This is a genomic window from Agromyces sp. CF514 (assembly GCF_900113185.1).
Classification (GTDB): Bacteria; Actinomycetota; Actinomycetes; order Actinomycetales; family Microbacteriaceae; genus Agromyces.
In genome coordinates, this window is the sequence record NZ_FOZD01000002.1 from 355,954 (window position 1) to 373,280 (window position 17,327).

Annotated in this window: 14 protein-coding genes and 1 pseudogene; 10 read left to right on the forward strand and 5 right to left on the reverse strand. The window is 71.8% G+C overall.

Annotation, left to right across the window (positions count from 1 at the left end; all coding sequences use genetic code 11):
* The first annotated feature begins 10 nt into the window (after positions 1–10).
* From BM342_RS14470 to BM342_RS14495, 6 genes are all read left to right on the forward strand, one after another.
* Positions 11–637: a hypothetical protein gene (locus tag BM342_RS14470; protein WP_092967406.1), complete on the forward strand. Its 627-nt coding sequence runs from the start codon at positions 11–13 to the stop codon at positions 635–637.
* A gap of 135 nt (positions 638–772) precedes the next feature.
* Positions 773–1,462, forward strand: a complete 690-nt coding sequence (locus tag BM342_RS14475; protein ID WP_092967408.1) for a YcnI family copper-binding membrane protein — start codon at positions 773–775, stop codon at positions 1,460–1,462.
* Positions 1,462–2,076 (forward strand): copper resistance CopC family protein, encoded by a 615-nt coding sequence (locus BM342_RS14480; RefSeq protein WP_092967410.1) that lies wholly within the window; start codon positions 1,462–1,464, stop codon positions 2,074–2,076. Before BM342_RS14475 ends, BM342_RS14480 begins: the two co-directional genes overlap by 1 nt.
* A 191-nt stretch (positions 2,077–2,267) precedes the next feature.
* The gene (recQ, locus tag BM342_RS14485; RefSeq protein WP_092968688.1) at positions 2,268–4,217 is read left to right on the forward strand and encodes a DNA helicase RecQ; all 1,950 of its coding nucleotides are present in this window, start codon (positions 2,268–2,270) and stop codon (positions 4,215–4,217) included.
* Positions 4,218–4,333: 116 nt separating this feature from the next.
* Positions 4,334–4,735: a DUF7144 family membrane protein gene (locus BM342_RS14490; RefSeq protein WP_092967412.1), complete on the forward strand. Its 402-nt coding sequence runs from the start codon at positions 4,334–4,336 to the stop codon at positions 4,733–4,735.
* 232 nt (positions 4,736–4,967) lie between these two features.
* Entirely contained in the window at positions 4,968–7,097 is a 2,130-nt protein-coding gene (locus tag BM342_RS14495; protein ID WP_092967414.1) for an acyl-CoA dehydrogenase family protein, read from the forward strand.
* Between the two features lie 78 nt (positions 7,098–7,175).
* On the opposite strand, the gene BM342_RS19655 is transcribed toward BM342_RS14495, so the two are convergent.
* Both BM342_RS19655 and BM342_RS14500 read right to left on the reverse strand, forming a co-directional pair.
* Complete coding sequence (locus BM342_RS19655) at positions 7,176–7,346, reverse strand: HPP family protein (protein WP_143109892.1); 171 nt, start codon at positions 7,344–7,346, stop codon at positions 7,176–7,178.
* 65 nt (positions 7,347–7,411) lie between these two features.
* Positions 7,412–8,422, reverse strand: a complete 1,011-nt coding sequence (locus BM342_RS14500) for a malate dehydrogenase (protein WP_092967416.1) — start codon at positions 8,420–8,422, stop codon at positions 7,412–7,414.
* Between the two features lie 48 nt (positions 8,423–8,470).
* On the opposite strand from BM342_RS14500, the pseudogene pip reads away from it, so the two are divergent.
* The 3 genes and pseudogenes from pip to BM342_RS14515 all read left to right on the forward strand — a co-directional run.
* Positions 8,471–9,421, forward strand: a pseudogene (pip, locus tag BM342_RS14505) (prolyl aminopeptidase); the annotation flags it as partial.
* Positions 9,422–9,805: 384 nt separating this feature from the next.
* Positions 9,806–10,015: a hypothetical protein gene (locus BM342_RS14510; protein WP_143109893.1), complete on the forward strand. Its 210-nt coding sequence runs from the start codon at positions 9,806–9,808 to the stop codon at positions 10,013–10,015.
* 145 nt (positions 10,016–10,160) lie between these two features.
* On the forward strand, positions 10,161–11,387 hold the full coding sequence (locus tag BM342_RS14515) for a CDP-glycerol glycerophosphotransferase family protein (RefSeq protein WP_092967420.1): 1,227 nt from the start codon (positions 10,161–10,163) through the stop codon (positions 11,385–11,387).
* Between the two features lie 10 nt (positions 11,388–11,397).
* Here the strand turns inward: BM342_RS14515 and BM342_RS14520 are convergent, their stop codons facing one another.
* Together BM342_RS14520 and BM342_RS14525 are read right to left on the reverse strand one after the other, a co-directional pair.
* Positions 11,398–12,666: an O-antigen ligase family protein gene (locus BM342_RS14520; RefSeq protein WP_092967422.1), complete on the reverse strand. Its 1,269-nt coding sequence runs from the start codon at positions 12,664–12,666 to the stop codon at positions 11,398–11,400.
* Between the two features lie 4 nt (positions 12,667–12,670).
* A complete protein-coding gene (locus BM342_RS14525; RefSeq protein ID WP_092967424.1) occupies positions 12,671–14,128 on the reverse strand; it encodes a Wzz/FepE/Etk N-terminal domain-containing protein in 1,458 nt (485 codons plus the stop codon).
* 133 nt (positions 14,129–14,261) lie between these two features.
* Here BM342_RS14525 and BM342_RS14530 point away from each other — a divergent pair, with 133 nt between their 5' ends.
* Positions 14,262–16,085, forward strand: coding sequence for a right-handed parallel beta-helix repeat-containing protein (locus BM342_RS14530; RefSeq protein WP_092967426.1), 1,824 nt, complete (start codon positions 14,262–14,264; stop codon positions 16,083–16,085).
* Here the strand turns inward: BM342_RS14530 and BM342_RS14535 are convergent.
* The gene (locus BM342_RS14535) at positions 16,036–17,256 is read right to left on the reverse strand and encodes an MATE family efflux transporter (protein WP_092967428.1); all 1,221 of its coding nucleotides are present in this window, start codon (positions 17,254–17,256) and stop codon (positions 16,036–16,038) included. The two genes, BM342_RS14530 and BM342_RS14535, sit on opposite strands and share 50 nt — an antisense overlap.
* Positions 17,257–17,327: the final 71 nt, after the last annotated feature.

Below are 17,327 nucleotides of genomic sequence, written 5' to 3' on the forward strand. Positions count from 1 at the left end.
GCTGGTGCGCATGACTTCGAGGTGGGGCCGCGTCGCGCGCGGCGGCGTGATCGCCGCGTTCGCGACGTTCGTGGCCGCCGTCTCGCACACCGTCGGCGGCGGAGAGGCGCCGGGGGCACTCGCGGTCGGCCTGTCGTTCGCCTTCTCGCTCCTGCTCTGCATCGGGGTCGTGGGTGCGCGACTCTCGGCCGTTCGCACGGTCGTCGCCGTCTCGATCGCGCAGTTCGCGCTGCACGCGCTGTACTCGGTGCATGGTGCCGCCGGCGCCGCTGCCGCCCCGGGCTCCGGCACGCCGGTCGGCGCGGCGCACCACCACATGACCCTCGGGCTGACGCCAGGTGCGGCATCCGCCTCGCCCTTCTCCTACGACCTCTCGATGCTGGCCACGCACGTGGCCGCCGTGGTGGTCACGGTGCTCGCGATCCGCCACGGCGACGCCGCGCTGCGCGCCGCCTTCCGCGCGGGCGCACTCGCCGCGGCATCCGTGCTGCCGTCGATGCCGACGCTCGAGGTGCACGCGCCCCGACCGGTCCTCGTCCCGACGGCGCGCTTCGCGGCCCTGCGGCCGCTTTCCGGCCTGCTCCTCCTCTCCATGATGCGGCACCGTGGTCCGCCGCAGGGGTTCGCCGTCGCCTGACGTCACCCGACGTCGCGCGACGCCATCGGACGGCCCGCACCCGCATCCGCCGGTCCGACGGTTCCGAACCACCTGTACCGCGCCCGCCGAGTCCCGGCGAATCGGCGCACCCCCACGAAGAGGAATCTCCCTGCCATGACCATCCGCACCGCACGCACCGTCGCCGTGACCTCGACCGCCCTCGCCGCGGGCGCCCTGCTCGCGCTCGGCGCGCCGCTCGCCGCGAGCGCCCACGTCACGGTGACGCCGACCGAAACCGCCGCCGGCAGTTACAGCGTGCTGACCTTCTCGGTCGGCCACGGCTGCGACGGCTCGCCGACGACGAGCCTCACGGTCGACATCCCCGACGAGATCGAGTCGGTCACGCCCACCGTCAACCCGAACTGGACCATCGAGAAGGTCGCCGACGGCGAGCGCACGAGCCAGGTCGTCTACACGGCCGTCACCCCGCTCGCCGACGGGTACCGCGACACGATCGCACTCCAGATGCCGCTGCCCGAGGACGCCGCGGGCACGACCCTCGAGTTCCCCGTGCTGCAGACCTGCGAGACCGGCGAGACGAATTGGAACGAGCCCATGGCCGAGGGCGAGGCAGAGCCCGAGCATCCGGCGCCGAGCATCACCGTGACCGAGGCCGTCGCGGGCGGCCACCACGGCGGCTCGACCGACGAGGCGGCCGAGGGCGAGGAGCACGAGGCGGATGCCGCGGCCGACGCCGACTCGAGCGACACCGTCGCGCGCGTGCTCGGCATCGGCGGTCTCGCGGTCGGCGTCGTCGGCCTCGTCGTGGCCCTCGCCGCCCGCCGCCCCCGCAAGGACGCGTGATGCGGGCCGGGCGCCGCATGCGCGGCGTGCTCGGCGCGGCACTCGTCGTCGCGGCGTCTGCGCTGCTCGTGACGGCGCCGGCCCTGTCGGCGTCGGCGCACAACTCGGTCGTCTCGACGACGCCCGCCGAGGGCGAGGTCGTGACGGCGCAGCCCGGCGAGGTCTCGCTCACGACGAACGACGCGCTGCTCGATCTCGGCACGGGCGCGGCGCTGCTCGTCGAGGGGCCCGACGGGCTCTTCTACGGCGACGGATGCGCCGTGATCGACGGTGCGACCGCCTCATCGGCGGTCGAACTCGGCGAGGCGGGCACGTACACGGTGATCTGGCAGGTCGTCTCGACCGACGGCCACCCGATCTCGGGGGAGTGGACCTTCGACTGGCAGCCGGCCGAGGGCACCGACCTCGGCACGGGCACCGACGCGCCCGCGTGCGGCGGAGACGCCTCGGGGGCGGCTCAGCCCGGTGCGGGCGACGCGTCCGACGGCGCGCAGGACGGCGGGGCGGATGCCGCGGCATCCGGCTCCACCGACCTGCTCTGGCTCGGGGCGGGCGTCGTCGTCGCACTCGTGGCGGGCGTCGCGACCTGGCTCGTCGTGCGCCGTCGCGGCTGAGCCGCAGCGTCGCGCGGGCCCGGCGGGCTCCGCCGGCCTGAGGATGGATCGGCTCGCCCGTCGGGGGCGCTCGTTACACTCGACGGGTGAGCCGCAACCCCGAACCCGACCCCTACGACGGCGTGCCCTGGCCGCTCGACGAGTTCGCTCCGCCGGCCGACGAGTGGGCGCCTCCGGTCGATGACGGGTGGATGCCTCCGGCCGACGCCGGGCTCCGTGCCGGCGGCGGCTCCGCCCCGGCATCCGCTCGGCCGGCATCCGCTCCTGCCTCATCGGTCGTGGCGGGTCCGCGGGGTGCCGCGCCGGCGCGGTTCGCGAGCGCCGAGGCGGCGCTGCACACGGTCTTCGGGTACGACGCGTTCCGCGGCGAGCAGGCCGACATCATCGCCCAGGTCGCCGGCGGCGGCGATGCGGTCGTGCTCATGCCGACCGGCGGCGGCAAGAGCCTCTGCTACCAGATTCCCGCCTTGCTCCGCGAGGGCACCGGCATCGTGGTCTCGCCGCTCATCGCCCTCATGCACGACCAGGTCGACGCCCTGCAGCGCAACGGCGTGCGTGCGGCGTACATCAACTCGAGCCAGCAGTCCTTCGAGCGTGCCGAGGTCGAGCGCGCCTATCTCGCGGGCGAGCTCGACCTGCTCTACATCGCACCCGAGCGGCTCAGCTCCGAGCCGGTCAAGCGGTTCCTGCAGCAGGGCACCGTGGCGCTGTTCGCCATCGACGAGGCGCACTGCGTGGCCCAGTGGGGGCACGACTTCCGGCCCGATTACCTCGCACTCTCCGAGCTCGCCGAGCGCTGGCCCGACGTGCCGCGCATCGCGCTCACCGCGACCGCGACCGAGGCCACGCACCGCGAGATCACGACCCGGCTGTCGCTCGAGGGTGCGAAGCACTTCGTCTCGAGCTTCGACCGCCCGAACATCCAGTACCGCATCGTGCCCAAGTCCGAGGTGCGCAAGCAGCTGCTCGACTTCGTGCGCACCGAGGGCGTCGATGCCGACGGCACGCCGGTCGCGGGCATCGTCTACGCCCTCTCGCGGGCGAGCACCGAGAAGATCGCCGGGTTCCTCGCGCAGAACGGCGTGAACGCGCTGCCGTACCACGCGGGGCTCGACGCCGACGTGCGCCGCCGAACGCAGGAGCGGTTCCTGCGTGAAGACGGTGTGGTCGTGGTCGCGACCATCGCCTTCGGCATGGGCATCGACAAGCCCGACGTGCGCTTCGTCGCCCACGTCGACCTGCCGAAGTCGGTCGAGGGCTATTACCAGGAGACGGGGCGCGCAGGCCGCGACGGCCGCCCGGCCACGACCTGGCTCGCCTACGGGCTGCAAGACGTCGTGCAGCAGCGGCGCATGATCGATGAGAGCCCGGGCGACCTCGCGCACCGACGCCGCATGGCGTCGCACCTCGACGCGATGCTCGCGCTCTGCGAGACCGTGCAGTGCCGCAGGCAGAACCTGCTCGCCTACTTCGGCGAGCCGAGCTCGCCGTGCGGCAACTGCGATACGTGCCTCGAACCGCCTACCGCGCTCGACGGCACGGTTCCCGCTCAGAAGCTCATGTCGACGATCGTGCGCCTCGAGCGCGAACGACGCCAGCGCTACGGCGCCGGGCATCTCATCGACATCCTCCGCGGCAAGCAGACGCCCCGCGTCACGCAGTACGGCCACGACTCGCTCACGACCTGGGGCATCGGCGCCGACGTCTCCGAGCAGCAGTGGCGCGGCATCGTGCGACAGGTGCTCGCGCAGGGCCTGCTCGCGACGCACGGCGAGTACGGCACGCTCACGGTGACCGAGGCCGGCAACGAGGTGCTCGCCGGCAGGCGCACGGTCATGCTGCGTGCCGAGCCCGAGCGCTCGTCGACGCGACGCGGCCCCAAGGCCGCATCGGCCGCCGCCGACCTCAGCCCCGACGACGCCGAGCTCTTCGAGGCGCTGCGCGCCTGGCGCGGTGCCGAGGCGCGCGAGCAGGGCGTGCCCGCGTACATCGTCTTCGGCGATGCGACGCTCCGGGCCGTCGCGACCGAGCGGCCGCGTTCCGTCGCCGGCCTCGACGGTATCTCGGGCATCGGTGCGAAGAAGCGCGAGGCCTACGGCGACGCGCTCGTCGCGGTGGTCGACGCGCACCTCGCGCGCTGACCGTGGCGGATGTCGCGGGCGGCTCGTCTGCGACATCCGCCCGTTCAAGGCGTCCGCTCGCTACGATCATCGTGGAGCCGGGTCCTCGACCTGCGGCCTGGCGGAGGGGATCCACCATGTCGCAGCACACCGCCCGACCGGCCGGCGTCACGATCGTCGCCGTCATCGCCTGGATCTCGGGGGCGATCGACATCGTCGTCGGCACCATCCTGTTCTTCCAGGCCAGCGCCATCGCCATCGCTCCGCAGTGGGGCGGCGCGGGCACCGTCTACACGTCGGCCATCGTGTCGATCGTCCTCGGCCTGATCACGGTGATCGTCGCCGGGGGCCTGCTCCGGGGCAACACGGCCGCCCGACTCATCATCACGGTCGTGCAGGTGCTCTCGATCATCTCCTCGCTGTTCGTCGCGGTCGCCAACATGGGCAACCCGGTCGGCGAATGGCTGAGCATCCTCGTGTCGTTCATCGCCCTGATGTTCCTCTGGTCGAAGCGGGCGAGCGCGTTCTTCAACAGCTGAGCTCGTCCGAGCGGATGCCGGGGGCGGGCCGTGCTCGGACGGCCGTCGGCTCGAGCGCGGCCATTGTTGCGATCGCATAGGCCCGTGGCATCCGATTTGTAGCAATCGCACATGCGGCGTCGAGCCGTCTCGACGCCGCTTTGTCGCCGTCAGCAGCCTCGCTTCTCCCGTTCGAGACCCGGTCATACCGTGGAATGAGCTGATCCGCCGCGAATGAAGGACGTAACCGACGATGGTTGACACGGCATCCCGCACCACGAAGACCGAGGGCACGAAGCCCGCCGCGACCGTGCCGGCAACGCCTGCGCGCGAGGCGGCCGCTGCCCCGATCCCGGCTCCCGCCGCGGCGGGCCGACCGGCCGGCCCCCGCATCGACGTCGAGTCGCTCGGTCGCCAGCTGCTCGGCACCTGGGCCGACATCCGACTCGAGGCTCGCAAGCGAGCCGGGCATCCCGATCTGCAGCGCATCGAGGGCCAGCCGATGGACGAGCACCGCGAGCGCGTGCTCGGGCAGCTGAAGATCCTGGTCGAGCAGGGCGCCGTGCACCGCGCGTTCCCGAAGTCCGTCGGCGGACACGACGACCACGGCGGCAACATCGCGGCGTTCGAGGAGCTCGTGCTCGCGGACCCGAGCCTGCAGATCAAGTCGGGCGTGCAGTGGGGCCTGTTCGGAGCGGCGGTCCTGCACCTCGGCACCGAGTACCACCACGAGACGTTCCTGCCGGCGATCATGTCGCTCGAGGTGCCCGGCGCGTTCGCGATGACCGAGACCGGTCACGGGTCGGATGTCGCGGCGATCGGCACGACCGCGACCTACGACGAGGCGACCCGCGAGTTCGTCATCGATACCCCGTTCCGCGGCGCATGGAAGGACTACCTCGGCAATGCGGCCGTGCACGGCACGGCGGCGGTCGTGTTCGCGCAGCTCGTCACGAAGGGCGTCAACCACGGCGTGCACGCGCTCTACGTGCCCCTCCGAGACGCCGACGGCGCGTTCCTCCCCGGCATCGGCGGCGAGGACGACGGCCTCAAGGGCGGCCTGAACGGCATCGACAACGGGCGCCTGCACTTCACGGGCGTGCGCGTGCCGCGCGAGAACCTGCTGAACCGCTACGGCGCGGTCGCCGAGGACGGCACCTACTCGAGCTCGATCTCGAGCCCCGGACGCCGCTTCTTCACGATGCTCGGCACCCTCGTGCAGGGTCGTGTCTCGCTCGACGGCGCCGCGACCGCGGCATCCGCGGCGGCCCTCGCGATCGCCGTGACCTACGGCAACCAGCGCCGCCAGTTCAACGCGGCCAGCGAGACCGACGAGGAGGTGCTGCTCGACTACCAGCGCCACCAGCGCCGCCTGCTGCCGAAGCTCGCCACGACCTATGCGCAGATCTTCGCGCACGACGAGTTCCTCGTGAAGTTCGACGCCGTGTTCTCGGGCAAGGCCGACACCGACGACGACCGCCAGGACCTCGAGACGATCGCGGCCTCGCTGAAGCCGCTCTCGACCTGGCACGCGCTCGAGACCCTGCAGGAGGCCCGCGAGGCCTGCGGCGGTTCCGGCTTCCTCGCCGAGAACCGACTCGTCGGCCTGCGCCAGGACCTCGACGTCTACGTCACCTTCGAGGGCGACAACAACGTCCTGCTCCAGCTCGTCGCCAAGCGCCTGCTCACCGACTACTCGAAGCAGTTCGCGAAGGCGGATGTCGGGGCCATGGCCCGCTACGTCGTGACCCAGACGGCCGAGCGCGCCTACCACGGCACGGGCCTGCGCCGCCTCGGCCAGAACATCGCCGACCTCGGCTCGACGGCCCGCTCGGTCGCCGAGCTCCGCGACGCCGACACCCAGCGTTCGCTGCTGACCGACCGCGTCGAGACGATGATCGCCGAGATCGCCGGTCGCCTTCGCGAGGCCCGCAAGCTCTCGAAGGTCGAGGGCGCCGCGCTGTTCAACCGCAACCAGAACGAGCTCATCGAGGCCGCCCGTGCGCACGCCGAGCTGCTGCAGTGGGAGGCGTTCACGCGAGGCCTCACGCAGGTCACCGACCCCGGCACCAAGCAGGTGCTCACCTGGGTGCGCGACCTGTTCGGGCTCGGCCTGATCGAGCAGCACGCCGCCTGGTACCTCATCAACGGCCGCCTCTCGCCGAAGCGCGCGCAGTCGGTGACGGCGTACATCGACCGGCTCATCGAGCGGCTGCGCCCGCACGCGCAGGACCTGGTCGACGCATTCGGCTACGGCCCCGAGCACCTGCGCGCGAAGATCGCGTCGGGCGCCGAGCAGGAGCGACAGGACGAGGCGCGCGCCTACTACGCGGGCAAGCGCGCAGACGGCACGCTGCCCGTCCCGGAGAAGAGCAAGAAGTAGTCCGCCCTCGCGGTGAACACGGCCGGGGTCCTTCGGGGCTCCGGCCGTTCGCGTCGCCGGCCTGCGCGGTGCGGGACGCTACTCGGTGGGCGGCTTCATGATCGCGCCCGTGGCGAGGCCCATCACCACGCCGGCGGCCAGCCAGAGCCAGAAGCCCGTGATGAAGCTGATCACGACGCCGACGATGACGCCCATGACGAGTCCGACGATGAGCTGCTTGCGACGCGCGGGCGTGATCGGCTTGGCCATGCCGTCAAGCCTACGTCGGTCGTCGCGTCCGCCTCACCGCGAGGAGGGCTCACGACCGGGCACGGTCAGATGAGGCCGAGCGCCCGCACCGCCTCGCGCTCCTCGACGAGTTCGGCGACGGATGCCGCGATGCGGCGTTCCGCGAAGGCGTCGGGTTCGAGCCCCTGCACGATGCGCCATGAGCCGTCGACCGACTCGACCGGGAACGACGACACGAGCCCCTCGGGAACGCCGTAGGAGCCGTCGGAGACGACGGCCGCGCTCGTCCACCCGCCGTCGGTGCCGTGCACCCAGTCGCGCACGTGGTCGATGGCCGCGCTCGCCGCGGAGGCGACCGACGAGGATCCGCGCACCTCGATGATCTCGGCGCCGCGCTTGGCGACCCGGGGGATGAAGGTGTCGACCAGCCACTCCTTGGCCGTGTCCACCCCGCCGAGGCGAGCGGCGAGCAGGTGCGGCACGGGCTCGCCGTCGATCGTCGCGTGCGAGACATCCGGGAACTGCGTCGCCGAGTGATTGCCCCAGATCGTGACGTTGCGGAGCGACCCGACCTGGGCGCCGAGGGTCGCGGCGAGCTGGCCCAACGCACGGTTGTGGTCGAGGCGGGTGAGCGCCGTGAACCGGTCGACCGGGACATCCGGAGCATGCGAGGCCGCGATGAGCGCGTTCGTGTTGGCCGGATTGCCGACCACGACCACGCGGATGTCGTCGGCCGCGCCCGCGTTGATGGCCGCGCCCTGCGGACCGAAGATGCCGCCGTTCGCGGCGAGCAGGTCGCCGCGCTCCATGCCGGCGGTGCGCGGGCGGGCTCCGACGAGCATCGCCACCTGTGCGCCGTCGAACGCGGGCGTCGGCTGGTCGAAGACCTCGACGCCGTGCAGCAGGGGGAACGCGGCATCCTGCAACTCGAGCGCCGCGCCCTCGGCGGCGCGCACGCCCTGCGGGATCTCGAGCAGGTGCAGCCGCACGGGGGTGTCGGCGCCGAGCATGGCGCCCGAGGCGATGCGGAACAGGAGGGCGTAGCCGATCTGGCCACCCGCCCCCGTGATGGTGATGGTGACCGGTTTCACGCTCATGTGCCGAGCCTACGCCGCGCGCGGGCGGGTGCTCGCTACCGTGAGGTCATGAGAGACCTGTATCCGGAGATCGAGCCGCTCGAGACGGGCATGCTCGACGTGGGGGACGGACAGCACATCTACTGGGAGATCTCGGGCAACCGGGAGGGCAAGCCCGTGGTGTTCCTGCACGGCGGCCCCGGCGGCGGCACGAGCCCCGCCCACCGACGGATGTTCGACCCCGAGAAGTACCGGATCGTGCTCTTCGACCAGCGTGGATGCGGCCTCTCGATCCCCCACGCGAGCGAACCCGATGCCGATCTCTCGGCGAACACGACGTGGCATCTCGTCGCGGACATGGAGCGCCTGCGCGTGCACCTCGGCGTCGACCGCTGGCAGGTGTTCGGCGGCTCGTGGGGGAGCGCCCTCGCGCTGGCCTACGCCGAGACGCACCCCGAACGCGTCACCGAGCTCGTGCTGCGCGGAATCTTCACGTTGCGGCGACAGGAGCTCGACTGGTTCTACGAGGGCGGCGCGTCGGCGATCTTCCCCGACCTGTGGGAGGACTTCCTCGCGCCCGTGCCGCCGGTCGAACGCGCGCACCTCATCGAGGCCTACGGACGCCTGCTCGCCGACCCCGACCCCGGGGTGCACCAGCCGGCCGCGATCGCGTGGTCGCGCTGGGAGGGCACCACGATCACGCTGCTGCCGCAGATCGAGACCATCGCGAAGTTCGTCTCGCCCGAGTACGCGACCGCGTTCGCGCGCATCGAGAACCACTACTTCCGACACGGCGGATGGTGGGAGGAAGGCCAGCTGATCCGCGACGCCCATCGGCTGGCCGGCATTCCGACGGTCATCGTGCAGGGGCGCTACGACATGTGCACGCCCGTCATGACGGCGTGGGACCTGCATCGGGCGCTGCCCGGCGCCGAACTGCGCATCATCGGCGACGCCGGCCACGCGTTCGACGAACCCGGAATCCTCGATGCGCTCATCGACGCGACCGACCGGTTCGCCGGCGGCGGGTACTCCGGCGAACGGTATCCGGGCGGTCTCGCCGACGGCGACCTCATCGACGACGTCGACGAGGACGTGTTCGGCGACGCGGAGCAGGAGGCCGACGACGCCGAGTCGGGGGCCGGCGACGAGACGGGCGACGATGACGAGTCGGGCGACGATGACGAGTCGGGCGACGATGCCGAGTCGGGCGACCGCTCGGAGGCGAAGGACGAGGACGACGGCTCGGCCGAGGACTCGGCCGACGGCGACGGCGACGGCGACGGCGAGAGCGACGGCGGATCGGGCGAAGAACCGGCGTCATGATCGGGCGGTGGTCGCGTCTCTTGTGTGAAGGGCACGCGGTGGGCGTGCCGCGACCGGCAGGAGCCGCTGATGCGTCCGATGACCTCCCTCCCCCCGACCATGCACCGCGAGCTCTTCCAGGCCGTGGGCCTGCAGGAGACCGTCGAGATGGCGTGCAGTTGCAGCCGAGGCGCCGACCACTGGTACTCCCGGCCCGGCGGACGGATCACGACGCCGGGCGCGGACGCCCGTGCTCAGACGGCGCGCGTCGGGACGATCGGCACGTCCACGCCCTTCCCGACGATCTGACCGGGCGCCGATCTCGCCCCTCGGACGTGGGACGGCAGCGACCGGACGGGTGTGGCAGCATGGCACCACCGCCTCCAGCCCGCCACGAGAGGACGTCCCCGTTGGACCCGACCTTCCCGACTCCTGGCCCGTCGCAGCACACGGCATGAACGCCCGACTGTCCAAGATCGCGCGACGTCTGCAGCGGATGATCGTCCGCGGCGTCATGGCGGTCACCCCGAAGCGCCCGCACCTCGTCATCAACGGGTTCCCCGTCGACGAGGGCAACGCGGTCGAGATGCTCCGCGCGAGCGCCGAGCGTTACCCGGGAACGGTCTACTGGCTGGTGCCCGACGTCGAGGAGGCGTATGGCGTGCTCGAGGCGTCCGGCGCCGACCCCGAGCGCCGCGTCGAGGTGGTGCCGCATCGTTCGCTCACCGGCCTCTGGCGCTTCGCCACGGCGGAGGTGTCGATGTTCACGCACGGCCTCTTCGGCAACCCCGGCAGGGTTCCCCGCAAGACCATGGTCAACCTCTGGCACGGCGGCGGGTTCAAGGGCAACATCATGAGCGACGAGCGCGGTCGACCCACGATCTCCTCGGACTACCTCGTGGCCAGCACGCAGAAGTACGGAGCCGCGCGGGCGCGCGAGTGCCGCCTGCCGGCCGGCGGGCTCCTCGTGACCGGCAACCCTCGGATCGATCAGTTCGCCCGATCGGAGTCCGCCGCCCTCGACCGGCTCGGCATCGACCGCGCGCGTCCGTTCGTGCTCTGGATGCCGACCTTCCGGCGGAACAAGGGCCGCGGGCTCACCGCCGGGTGGTCGGACGTCGCCGACGGCCCCACCGTCGACGTCAATGCCGTCATGGCCGGATGCGTCGAGCTCCTGGCCCGGGAGTACGGGCTCGCGGTCGTCGTCAAGCCGCATCCCCAAGACGGCGAGAGCCGCTCGATCCCGGGTGCGGTCGTCGTCACCAACGAGCGGCTCCGCGAGGCCGGCGTGCAACTGTACGAGCTCATCGGCGAGGCATCCGGGCTCCTGACCGACTACTCGAGCGTCTGGATCGACTATCTCGCGCTCGATCGCCCGATCGCATTCGTCGTCCCCGACGAAGCCGGATATGCGGCCGGGCGCGGATTCGATCCACCCGACGCGCTCGACTGGCTTCCCGGACCCAAGATCACCGACGAGACGGCCGTCCGGGCGTTCGCCGAAGACGTGCTGGCCGGCGGCCGCGCCTCAGCAGACCGCCGCCGCGAGGTCGCCCGCGAGATCGGGCACGTCGGCGGACCCGGCGTCGCGCACCGCATCCTCGATGAGCTGCAGGCCCGAGGCGTCTTCGCCCGCCCGATCCGGCCGAGGGCGTCGACCGGGGTCGTCGGCGGGAGCTGACCGGGCGGGGTCAGCGCGTCGTGGCCGCGCTCGCCGGTACCGGGGCAGGCGCATCCCGCTGCTCGAGCGCCCGGAGCAACTGGTACCTCGGTGGACGCGGAGGTCGCGGGTACATCGTGCCGGGCTCCAGGACGAGCGAGATCGTCAGGAAGAGGGCGAAGATCGCGCTGGACTCGATCAGCCCGTTCTCGAGGAAGCTCCGGGCGATCACGAGCACCAGGAGCGGGATGGTGAGGGTCCGCAGCATCCGGTCGGAGCGGATGGCATCGACCGACGTCGACAGCACCCAGGCGCCGAGCAGCAGCGTGCCGATGATGCCGGCCTGCGCAAGCACCGAGACCCAACTGCTGTCGAGCACCTGGGAGTCCCACCAACGCTGGTTCACGGCGACGGTCTTCTGGGCGAGTCCGTCTCCGATCCATTTCGCCCACGTGTCGAACGGCACGTTCAGGACGGCCGTCCACGCGATCGTCCTCGAACTCAGGCTCGCGAGCTCGGATGCGCTCTGTCCGCGGATCGCGACCTGCTCGATGAAATCGGTGAAGGTCGCGATGACGTACACCAGCGGCATCAGCGCCAGGAGCCCGATCGAGGTCGAGCGCGGGAGCGGCGACGCGAGCAGGAGCGCGAGGACCACCGCGATCCCGACCACGAGCAGGGTGGTGCGCGATCCGGTGGCGAACACGATGGCCGCGAACGTCACGAAGCCGATCGTGTTGCCGGCCCTGAGCCCGCGCCGGCCCACGTCGACGGCGAGCGCGACCGCTGCAGGGCCGGCGAGCCCGGCCACCTCGTTCGGCGCCATGTCGGGGATGCCTCCGCCCAGGCGGCCGTCGGCGATGAACTCGGGGATGCCGGTGAGCGCCGCGAGCAGGCCGACCGCGCCGAGCGCGAAGAGGAGGGTCGAGAGCACCAGCATCGGCGGGCCCGACGACACCAGGATCACCACTGTCGTGGCCACCAGGATGATCCGCGCCGTCAGCACGAGCGACGGCGTCGCGTCTCCGGCGGCCACGGCGCCGACGCTCGACGCGCCGACCAGGAGGAACAGGAGCAGGAGGGAACGCGCGCCGACCCGACCGTGCCGACGTGAGGCCTTGGCGAGGACGACCGCTCCGATGAAGGCGGCGAGCCCGACGAGGGCCTTGGAGATCACCACCGGGTCGACGCCTCCGGTGAAGAGCACTCCAGGCCGCCAGGAGACGACGCTGAAGACGAGGAGCACCCAGACCGCGAAGAACGCCGCCTGCCTCCCGCTCACCGGTGCGCGGACGCGCATGGCCTCAGACCCGTGCCCGGTCCTGGGGGGCCTGCGTGTCGCGGGGCGGCTGCGGGTTCGACGGTTCGGGCCGGATCGCCTGCGGCGGCTCGGCCTCGGGACGCATCGGCACCCGGCGCGGACCGCTCGCGAAGTCGTCCGCGTGCCAGTCCGCGGCGAGATCCGCGTGGTGGCGACGGGGCACGTCTGCGAAGACGACGCCGATCGGGGGAACCCCCTCGAGTCGGAGGTCGGTGACCATCCGGGCGAGGTCCGCTTCGGTCGTCTTGCCGTGGCGGGCCACGATGACGACCACGTCGGCCACGGGCACGACCGCGTGCAGCGTGAGCGGACGGCTCTGCGAAGTCATCTGGATGATCGCGAGATCGGTGCGGTCGGCGATCGCGAACGCGAGCGGCGGGAAGTGCGCTTCGGCGACCAATTCAGACGGCGCGTCGATGCCGCTCGGGATCGCCCACACCTCGCCCGGCCCCTCGACGTGCACCGGACGGAGGAGGTTGGTCAGGTCGGTGCGGCCCGATGCGAGGAGATCGCCCAAGCCGGGTCGTTCGGCGAGATCGGAGATGCCCGCTACGGCCGAACCGGGCTCCGCAGCGGTCTCGAGGAGGACGACCTCACGGCCTGCCTCCGCGTACGCCTGTGCGAGCCCGACGCGGACGTGATCGGGTGCGGACCCGGGGGAGGGCGTGGCGAGCAGCAGGAGCGTCGGCACGACGCCGCCGTTCGCCTGACGCAGGTTCAGCACGGCTTCGACGTAGCCGTCGCCCTCTGGGTCGATCACGGGAGCGCCGCCGACCCGACGCGGTCGACGGAGGCGTCCGAAGACGGGGAGGCCGGCGACGCGACGCACGTCCTGCCCGGTTCGCAGTCGGGTGTCGAGCTGGGCGAGGAGCAGGGCCAGCGCTGCACCGATCGCGAGGCCGCCGACGAGACCGAGTCCGAGGATGACGACGCGCTGCGGTGCGCTCGGCGACGCCGGCGGGTCGGCGGGGATCCGCAGGTCCAGATCGACCGTGTAGGTGGAACCCGGCGAATTCTCGATGTCGGCCACCTCGGTGGACAGGCCCGCCGCGACCGCATTGGCGAGATCGGCCGCCGCCGTCGCGGTGCGAGCCTCTGCCGTGACCTCGACCAGCACGGTGCCGTTCGGATTGGCCGCCGACACCTGCGAAGCCACCTGGCCCTTGGTGGCGTCGGTGCCGAGGATCTCGATCGCGTCGGTGAGCACGTCGTCGCTGTAGACGAGATCGGGATACGAGCCGACGCGGGCGAGGCTGAACTGCGAGAGCTCGGCGAGCGAGGCGGTCGGGGACTTCACGCTCAGGAACAGCGTCGCCTTCGCCGTGTACGTCGACGGGAGGACGACCGAGACGACCGCGGCGAGCAGGAGGCATCCGATCACCGAGGTCGCGATGACGACCCAGCGCTGCTGGAACACCTGGAGATAGCCCGGAGCCGCCATTCGGGTCCTTCTGTCAGTGGAAATCGAAGATCAGTCGAATCTACCAGCGCGTGCACGTGGCGGCCCCTCGAATCGTCCGGGAGAATCGATCGGGCGGGGCGCACGACGGCCGCTCCAAGACGAGGAGACGCCCATGGTCCCGGCCGATGAGGAGCCGCCCGGGAGCCGTCGTCGACGCACCCGCGGGTGGGTCCTCGGCATCGCCGGCCCGGTCGGGCTGCTCGTGGTCGGCGCCGTCGTGGTCGCGACCGTGGTCGCCCTCGCCCCTCCCGACGCCGGGCCGCTGCAGACGATCCCCGCGGAGGCGGAGGCCGGGGCGCCCGCGCAACCGCACGACCTCGGACCGCAGGCCGGGGCGGTCGAACCCGGGGGGACCGACTATCCGATCCCCCGTGACGCGGTCTATGTGGACGCGGATGCGCGGAGCTCGGGCGTCGGCACCGTTCGCCACCCGTTCCGCACCATCCAGATGGCGGTCGACGCGGCATCCGAGGACGACACGATCGTGATCCGTGCCGGCGAGTACCACGAGTCGGTCGTGGTGGCCGACACCGACGGGCTCACGCTGCAGGCCTACCCCCACGAGGCCGTCTGGCTCGACGGCAGCGTGGTCGTCGAAGGCTGGGTCCGTGAAGGTTCCCGGTGGCGCCACGACGGCTGGACGGTCGCGCTCGACGCGAGCCCGACGTACGAACGGGGCGCGCCGGACAACGACGAGGAGCGGTGGGCCTTCATCGACGATCGGTATCCGATGGCGGCGCATCCGGACCAGGTCTGGGTCGGCGGAGAGCGTCTCCGGCAGGTCGCTCGGCCGAGTGACGTCGGGGCCGGCAGTTTCGCCGTCGACCCTCAGACGCAGTCGCTCGTCATCGGGACGGATCCGACGGATCACGAGGTGCGTGCGAGCGTGCTCACTCGTGCGATGCAGCTGCAGAGCGAGGGGGTGACCGTCCGGGGGCTCGGCGTTCGCCGGTATGCGACCTCCGTGCCCGACATGGGAGCCGTCACCATCGAACGTGACGGGGCGCTGCTCGAACAGGTCGTGGTCCGCGACGTGGCGACCGGGGGGATCTTCGTCGGCGCGGCCGACGCGACCTTGCGGTCGGTTTCGGCCGAACGGAACGGCATGATCGGCGTGGCCGCCAACTTCGCGGACGACCTGCTGGTCGATCGGCTCCTGTCGCGCGACAACAACACCGAGCACTTCAACCGGGCACCGGTCGCCGGCGGCATGAAGCTCACCCGCTCGCGTGGGGTGACCATCACCTCGTCGGCGTTCGCCGACAACCTCGGCACCGGCCTCTGGTTCGACCAGTCATGCCTCGGGATCCGGGTGACTGCGAGCAGGCTCGACCGCAACACCGGGCACGGGCTCTTCCTCGAACTCTCGGGACAGGCGGTGGTCGACGACAACGTCATCACGCAGAACGACCGGTACGGCATCAAGGTCAACGACACCAGCGAGGTCGTGCTGCGGGGCAACGTGCTCAACGCGAACGCCTCCGGCATCGCCGTCCTGCAGGACGAACGCCGACCGGATGCCGCGGACGCGCGCGGTCTCGACCTCCGGATGCCACAGCCCGACCCCGACCTGCCATGGGTCGTCTCGGACGTCGTCGTCGTCGAGAACACGTTGGCGGGCGGCGGCAGCGACGAGCTGCTCACGGTGGAGGACTACACGGGCACCCGCGACGCCGAGTCGCTCGGAACGGTCGCGGACGGGAACCTCTACGTTCGCGACGACGAACAGGTTCCCGAGACGCTGGCGCGCTGGCAGGTCGCTCCGGGCCGGGTGGCGTCGTTCGCCGCACTCGCGGAACTGCGGGAGGAGACCGGCCAGGAGGTGCACGGCGTCGAGGTCGCAGCCGGGAAGACGATCGGCGCTCCGCCCACGGGCCTCGGGAGCTTCAGCTGGCCGGACTGGGCGCGTCGGATGTGGCCTGACCTGCCGCGATAGGCGGCGAGTCGGCGGCTTTCCGGATCGCGGGCACCAGGAGGAACCGGCGGACGACGAGGCCTCCGAGCACCGGCGCGATCGCGATGACCGCCGGGACGTAGGCAGGCTCCCCACCTGCGACGAGGAGGCCGACGGCCAGCACCACGGCGAGGAGCGTGTCGGCCGCGCGGACCGCGAACAGCCGCCCCTGGGCGCCCGCCACCGAAGCGAGGGACCCGTACGGCGCGACCGCGGCGATCGCGGTGGAGAACGCGATCCAACCCGCCACGGCGATGAGGTCGAGCGGCGCGCCGAACAGCAGCGGGCCGAGCCAGGGCGCGAGCGCCAGCATCACCCCGCCCACGACCACGACGAGGCCCACGAGGGCGAGCACGGCACGGTCGGCGCTGCGCAGCTTTCCCGCGAGACTGGCTTCGCGGTCGTGCGCGAAGTGCACGAACAGGAACGAGCCGAGCCCGCTCACCATGAGGGTCGCCGGGGCGACGTAGGTCCGGGCTGCCTCGATCATGCCGACGGCGGCGAGCGACGCGGTCATCACGACCACCACGCGGATCACCGTGAGCATCGCGGGCCGGAGCACCTGCTGGGCGGCGCGCCAGAATCCGTACCGGAACACGACGCCGTGACCGCCCCGCATGATCCCGACCAGGCCGCGTTCCGACGCCGGCAGGAGCGCGAGACCGACCGCAGCGCCGACGAGTTGCCCGGCGGCGACCGCGGCGATGAAGCCGACCAGGCTGGGCGTCGACCAGAGCCAGACACCGACCACCACGGCGATCGAGACGGCGAACGCCGACGCATCGACCGTCACCACCCGCCAGAACTTCAGCGAGGCCATCAGCATCCGCCGGACCACCTCCTCGACGGCGAACAGGAAGGTCGCGAGGGCGAGGGCGATCGTCTCTGGCCCGTCGACGAGACCGGTGAGCGCGAAGGCCCCGGCCGTCGTGGCGCCGAGCAGGAACGGGATCAGCACGCCGAACTGCTCGAGCGCCGAACGGACACGGGGGGTGTGACGATCGAGCACGGCATAGGCGTCCCCGACGAATCCGCCCGTCACGGCGGAGACGATCTGCATCGTCCCGTAGACCACGGCGAACGCGCCGAGCCCATCCAGTCCGAGCGTCCGGGCGACGAGGACCTGGATCGTGAAGCTGGCGAGCGCCTGCATGCCCTGGGACGCGACAGCGCCGACCGCTGACGACCGCCGCGACCTGCTGCGGTCGACCTGTGGAGCGATGG

Coding starts and splice junctions, on each gene's coding strand:
- BM342_RS14470 (WP_092967406.1), top strand. CDS start 11: ATGACTTCGAGGTGGGGCCGCGTCGCGCGCGGCGGCGTGATCGCCGCG.
- BM342_RS14475 (WP_092967408.1), top strand. CDS start 773: ATGACCATCCGCACCGCACGCACCGTCGCCGTGACCTCGACCGCCCTC.
- BM342_RS14480 (WP_092967410.1), top strand. CDS start 1,462: ATGCGGGCCGGGCGCCGCATGCGCGGCGTGCTCGGCGCGGCACTCGTC.
- recQ (WP_092968688.1), top strand. CDS start 2,268: ATGCCTCCGGCCGACGCCGGGCTCCGTGCCGGCGGCGGCTCCGCCCCG.
- BM342_RS14490 (WP_092967412.1), top strand. CDS start 4,334: ATGTCGCAGCACACCGCCCGACCGGCCGGCGTCACGATCGTCGCCGTC.
- BM342_RS14495 (WP_092967414.1), top strand. CDS start 4,968: ATGGTTGACACGGCATCCCGCACCACGAAGACCGAGGGCACGAAGCCC.
- BM342_RS19655 (WP_143109892.1), bottom strand. CDS start 7,346: ATGGCCAAGCCGATCACGCCCGCGCGTCGCAAGCAGCTCATCGTCGGA.
- BM342_RS14500 (WP_092967416.1), bottom strand. CDS start 8,422: ATGAGCGTGAAACCGGTCACCATCACCATCACGGGGGCGGGTGGCCAG.
- BM342_RS14510 (WP_143109893.1), top strand. CDS start 9,806: ATGACCTCCCTCCCCCCGACCATGCACCGCGAGCTCTTCCAGGCCGTG.
- BM342_RS14515 (WP_092967420.1), top strand. CDS start 10,161: ATGAACGCCCGACTGTCCAAGATCGCGCGACGTCTGCAGCGGATGATC.
- BM342_RS14520 (WP_092967422.1), bottom strand. CDS start 12,666: ATGCGCGTCCGCGCACCGGTGAGCGGGAGGCAGGCGGCGTTCTTCGCG.
- BM342_RS14525 (WP_092967424.1), bottom strand. CDS start 14,128: ATGGCGGCTCCGGGCTATCTCCAGGTGTTCCAGCAGCGCTGGGTCGTC.
- BM342_RS14530 (WP_092967426.1), top strand. CDS start 14,262: ATGGTCCCGGCCGATGAGGAGCCGCCCGGGAGCCGTCGTCGACGCACC.
- BM342_RS14535 (WP_092967428.1), bottom strand. CDS start 17,256: ATGCAGGCGCTCGCCAGCTTCACGATCCAGGTCCTCGTCGCCCGGACG.